At 68.6% G+C, this 5,341-nt stretch carries 6 protein-coding genes; 4 read left to right on the plus strand and 2 right to left on the minus strand.

Annotated features, from left to right (window positions below; all coding sequences use genetic code 11):
- The 3 genes from V6M46_RS11415 to V6M46_RS11425 form a co-directional block, all read left to right on the plus strand.
- Positions 1-368 (plus strand): cytochrome P450 (locus V6M46_RS11415; protein WP_332665014.1); only part of this gene is annotated, 368 nt, incomplete at its 5' end.
- 1 nt (position 369) lies between these two features.
- The gene (locus V6M46_RS11420) at positions 370-1,356 is read left to right on the plus strand and encodes a hypothetical protein (protein WP_332665017.1); all 987 of its coding nucleotides are present in this window, start codon (positions 370-372) and stop codon (positions 1,354-1,356) included.
- Between the two features lie 99 nt (positions 1,357-1,455).
- Complete coding sequence (locus tag V6M46_RS11425; RefSeq protein WP_332665019.1) at positions 1,456-1,650, plus strand: hypothetical protein; 195 nt, start codon at positions 1,456-1,458, stop codon at positions 1,648-1,650.
- Between the two features lie 74 nt (positions 1,651-1,724).
- On the opposite strand, the gene V6M46_RS11430 is transcribed toward V6M46_RS11425, so the two are convergent.
- The gene (locus V6M46_RS11430) at positions 1,725-2,222 is read right to left on the minus strand and encodes a DinB family protein (protein ID WP_332665022.1); all 498 of its coding nucleotides are present in this window, start codon (positions 2,220-2,222) and stop codon (positions 1,725-1,727) included.
- On the minus strand, positions 2,219-2,872 hold the full coding sequence (locus V6M46_RS11435) for an MBL fold metallo-hydrolase (protein ID WP_332665026.1): 654 nt from the start codon (positions 2,870-2,872) through the stop codon (positions 2,219-2,221). Before V6M46_RS11435 ends, V6M46_RS11430 begins: the two co-directional genes overlap by 4 nt.
- A gap of 262 nt (positions 2,873-3,134) precedes the next feature.
- Between V6M46_RS11435 and uvrA the strand changes: the two genes are divergently transcribed.
- Positions 3,135-5,341: excinuclease ABC subunit UvrA (gene uvrA, locus V6M46_RS11440; RefSeq protein WP_332665029.1), on the plus strand; the 2,207-nt coding region annotated here is incomplete at its 3' end.

Here is a 5,341-nt window from a genome sequence, read left to right on the forward strand (position 1 = left end):
ACCTGTCGGTCGTGCAGGTCGCGTTCCCGCGGTTCGCCAAGCAGGACATGATGCTGTTCGGCCAGCAGCTCAGGGCCGGCGACGTCGTCCTGGCCTCGCTGAGTGGCGCCAACCGCGATCCGGGCTCGGCGGGGGAGCGGCCCGACGAGTTCGACCCCCACCGCATCCCCGCGAGCGGGCACCTGGCCTTCGGCCACGGCATCCACCGCTGCATCGGCGCGGAGCTCGCCCGCATGGAGCTGCGCATCGCGCTGCCGCGACTGTTCCAGCGGTTCCCCGATCTCGCGCTGGCGAAGCCCCAGGAGGAGCTGAGCTTCCGGCAGCTGTCCTTCGTCTACGGCGTCGACGAGCTACCCGTCACCTTCTGACGTGCCCACCTCCCACGCGCGTACGGCCTCGGAGATCGAGGACTGGTTCGACGACCACGGTCTGCCGTACTTTTCCGGCGATCACGCCGACCGGGTCGAGCGGTGGCTGTCGAGGAAGCGCATCACCGCCGTCATCGTGCTGATCGCCGCGGTCGCCATTGCCGGGGGCATCAGCGTGGGCATCTTCGTCGACGAAGGCCGCGCATGGGGCATCTTCACCGGCGTCGCCACCCTCCTGGGGCTGCTCGGCCTCTTCGCGGGACGCCTGCTGCGCATGGGCACGATGCTGCGCTGGGCCGTGCGTCGTACGTTCGGGTCGCTGGGCCTGATGTTCCCCTTGCTGACGCGTGCCCTGCCGCTGCTGCTGCTCGCCGTGACGTTCCTGTTCATCAACGCCGAGGTGTGGCAGGTCGCGGCGCTGATGTCGCGCAACGTGCTCTGGTCGGCGGTCGCCTTCTTCGCGGTGATCGCGACGGCGTTCCTGCTCGTACGCCTGCCCGAAGAGGTGCGCAGGGTCGAGCGCGAGGTCGCCGGCGAACGGCTGGCCGACTGCTGCGTCGGGACACCGGCGGCAGAGGCGGCCCGGCAGATCACGGCAGCGCCGGCCGACCTGCCCCGGTTCGCCCGGGCCAACCTGGTGCTCGTCCTGCTGTTCAACCAGGCGATCCAGGTGCTGCTGCTGAGCTTCGGCCTGTTCGCGTTCTTCGTGGTGTTCGGTCGCCTCACGATCCCTGACGACACGATCATCTCGTGGACCCAGCAGGCGACGGTCCACGACCTGCCCTCATCGCTCGGCAAGCACCTGCCGCTGACCAACGAGCTGTTCCAGGTCGCCGTGTTCCTCGCCTCGTTCGCCGGTCTCTACTTCACCGTCTACGCGGTCACCGACGAGACGTACCGCTCGCAGTTCTTCGCGGGGCTCTCGACCGAGCTCGAGCAGGCCGTCGCGGTCAACGCGGTGTACGTGTCACTGCCCCGCGACGAATAGCTCGTACCTGTTGCACGGGTCTCCCGCCGAGCGCACGATGAAGGTATGGCGCGCAGGCGCAGGACTGTGACACTCCATGAGCACCACCGGCGGTGGGCCATGTGGACTGCTCTCCTTGTGTTCGTCGCAGCCGGTTCCGCGACGATCGTGGCGTTCGCTCGAGCCGACGAGGTCGACCGCGAGCCCTGGGGCTACGTCGCACTCGCGATCGCGATCCTGTCTGCGGTGACCGGCCTGTTGCTCGCGTTCGCCCAGGCAGCGTTCGAGAGCTACGGCCACCACGACGACCTGTGATCGGGAGCTTGCGCCGTGTGCTCCTCGCACGATCGCGGCGTTGGTGACCGCCACCCGTGTCAGTTGATGTCGGTCTACTCGCCGGTCTCGCCGTCGATCGCCTCGCGGATCAGATCCGCATGACCGTTGTGGCGGGAGTACTCCTCGATCATGTGGACAAGGACCCAGCGCAGGGTGAACGGCTCGCCGCTCCGCGGATGCTTCCCCACCTCATCGAGCGACCGCGCTGCCGTGATGTCGCGTGAGAGGCCGATGTGCTCGTCGAGCACGGTGCGGGCCTGATCGCCGGTCGACTCCTCGAGCTTGGTGAACCCGTCGGTGTCGTACGGCGCAGGGGCGTCTTCTCCGGCGATGACCACCTGGAACCACCAGCGCTCGACCCCGGCGAGGTGTCGCAGGAGCCCGAGCAGCGTCACGTCGGAGGACGGCACCGCGTGATGGCGCAGCTGCTCGTCGGAGAGCCCGGAGCACTTCAGGTGGAGCGTCGCCCGGTGCCAGTCCAGCATCGTGGTGAGGATGGTCCGCTCGTCGCCGGTGGTGGGTGGTTCGATGCGGGTATCGGGACTGGTCACCATCCGCGTGCCCGCCACTCGGCGAGATGCGGACGCTCGGCACCGAGGGTCGTGTCGTTGCCGTGGCCCGGGTAGACCCGCGTGTCGTCGTCGAACCGGGCGAAGATCTTGGCCTCCACGTCGTCGATCAGCGTGGCGAAGTCCTCCGGCGACCAGGTCTTGCCGACGCCGCCGGGGAAGAGCGAGTCGCCGGTGAACAGGTGCACGATGCCGTCGGGGTCGTCGTACGCCAGCACGATCGAGCCCGGCGTGTGGCCGACGACCTCGATGACCTCGAGCTCGCAGGAGCCGACGCGCACCCGGGCCCCCGTACGTACGCGGGTCGTGACCGGCACCGGGAGCTCGTCGGCGTCGTCCTCGCCGGCGACGGTCTCGGCACCCGTTCGCTCGACGACCGTGGCGAGGGCCTGCCAGTGGTCACCGTGCCGGTGGGTCGTGATGACCCGGGCCAGGCCGCCGGTGCCGATCAGGCCGAGCAGCGTCTCGTGGTCGTTGGCCGCGTCGATCAGGACCTGCTCGCCGGTGAGGACGCAGCGCAGCAGGTAGGCGTTGTTGTTCATCTCGCCGACCGCGACCTTGGTGATCATCAGGTCGCCGGCCACCTGCACGTCCGCCGGACCGCCGACCTCGACCTCTCCCGTGTACGTCATGCGCCCAGCCTGCCAGAGGCCCGCCGAGCGGTGACCCAGCGTCCAGGCCGCACGACGAAGTGGACGCCAAGTCACCGCCTGTCGGTCAGCGGTGACCTAGCGTCCATAGCCCTGGACGCCAAGTCACCGCCCCACACCGGCGTCGGGCAGCGGAGGCTGTGAGGGAGCGTACGGTCGCTCAGCAGGTTTCTGTCGGACCCGCTCCATACAATGGGGTGGGCCACGATTCAGCCCGCAACCACCAATCATCTCAGGGGAGCCAGTGACCGACCGCCTCGTCATCCGCGGCGCACGAGAGCACAATCTCAAGGACGTCTCACTCGACCTCCCACGAGACTCGCTGATCGTGTTCACGGGCCTCTCGGGATCGGGCAAGTCGTCCTTGGCGTTCGACACGATCTTCGCCGAGGGCCAGCGCCGCTACGTCGAGTCCCTGTCGGCGTACGCCCGGCAGTTCCTCGGTCAGATGGACAAGCCCGACGTCGACTTCATCGAGGGTCTGTCGCCGGCCGTCTCGATCGACCAGAAGTCGACCTCGCGCAACCCCCGCTCGACCGTCGGCACGATCACCGAGGTCTACGACTACCTCCGCCTGCTCTATGCCCGCGCCGGACGGCCGCACTGCCCCGTGTGCGGCGAGGCGATCGCCCGCCAGACACCGCAGCAGATCGTCGACCGCATCATGGCCGGCGACGAGGGCACCCGTTTCCAGGTGCTCGCACCGATCATCCGCGGGCGCAAGGGCGAGTACGGCGAGCTGTTCCGCCAGCTGCAGTCCCAGGGTTTCAGCCGCACGATCGTCGACGGCGAGACCCACATGCTCGCCGACGAGCCGCCCAAGCTGGAGAAGCAGAAGAAGCACACGATCGACGTCGTCGTCGACCGGTTGCAGGTCAAGGGCAACCAGAAGCAGCGCCTGACCGAGTCGGTCGAGACCGCGCTCGGGCTCGCCGACGGCCTCGTCATCATCGACTTCGTCGACCTGCCCGAGGACGACGCGCACCGCACCCGCCGGTTCTCCGAGAAGCTCGCCTGCCCCAACGACCACCCGCTCGAGGTCGACGAGCTCGAGCCGCGCTCGTTCTCGTTCAACGCACCGTTCGGCGCCTGCCCCGAGTGCCACGGCATCGGCACCCGCATGGAGGTCGACCCCGAGCTCGTGGTGCCCGACGATGCCAAGTCGCTCAACGAGGGTGCCGTCGCGCCGTGGTCGTCCGCGCACGTCGCCGACTACTTCTCCCGGCTGATCGGCGCACTGGCCGACGAGATGGGCTTCAGCGCCGACACACCATGGGGTGACCTGCCCGAACAGGTACGCGAGGCGATCCTGCGTGGCCACCCCACCAAGGTCCACGTGCGCTACAAGAACCGTTACGGCCGCGAGCGGTCCTACTACACCGAGTTCGAAGGCGCGATCACCTACCTCGAGCGCCGCCACGAGGAGACCGACTCCGAGACCAACCGTGAACGCCTCGAGGGCTTCATGCGCGAGGTCCCGTGCCGGGTCTGCAACGGCACCCGCCTCAAGCCCGTGATCCTGGCCGTGACGCTCGAGTCCGAGAAGTTCGGCCCCAAGAACATCGCCGAGGTCTGCGCGCTGTCGATCAGCGAGGCCTCCGAATACCTCCAGACGCTCGAGATGAGCGACCGCGAGCGCCAGATCGGCGAACGCGTGCTCAAGGAGATCAACGAGCGGCTGCGCTTCCTGCTCGACGTCGGCCTCGACTACCTCGCGCTCGACCGGGCGGCCGGCTCGCTGTCCGGCGGCGAAGCCCAGCGCATCCGTCTGGCGACCCAGATCGGCGCCGGACTCGTCGGCGTGCTCTACGTCCTCGACGAGCCGTCGATCGGCCTGCACCAGCGTGACAACCACCGGCTCATCGAGACTCTCCTGCGCCTGCGCGACCTTGGCAACACGCTGATCGTCGTCGAGCACGACGAAGACACGATCCGCGCCGCCGACTGGGCCGTCGACATCGGTCCCGGTGCCGGCGAGCACGGGGGACAGGTCATCGTCTCCGGCCCCGTCGACGAGCTCTATGCCAGCAAGGACTCGCTGACCGGCCAATACCTCTCCGGCCGCAAGTCGATCCCGCTGCCGGAGTCCCGTCGCCCGCGCATCCCCGGGCGCGAGCTCACGGTGCACGGCGCCAAGGAGCACAACCTCCGCGACATCGACGTGACGTTCCCGCTCGGCATGTTCGTCGCGGTCACCGGCGTGTCCGGCTCCGGCAAGTCGACGCTGGTCAACGACATCCTCTACACGCAGCTCGCCCGTACGGTCTACGGCGCCCGCACGATCCCCGGCCGGCACCGCACGATCACCGGGACCGAGGAGGTCGACAAGGTCATCCACGTCGACCAGTCGCCGATCGGCCGCACGCCGCGGTCCAACCCGGCGACCTACACCGGAGTCTTCGACCACGTCCGCAAGCTGTTCTCGCAGACGCCCGAGGCCAAGATGCGCGG

Source organism: Aeromicrobium sp. (assembly GCF_036676885.1).
In the GTDB taxonomy this organism is placed as follows: domain Bacteria; phylum Actinomycetota; class Actinomycetes; order Propionibacteriales; family Nocardioidaceae; genus Aeromicrobium.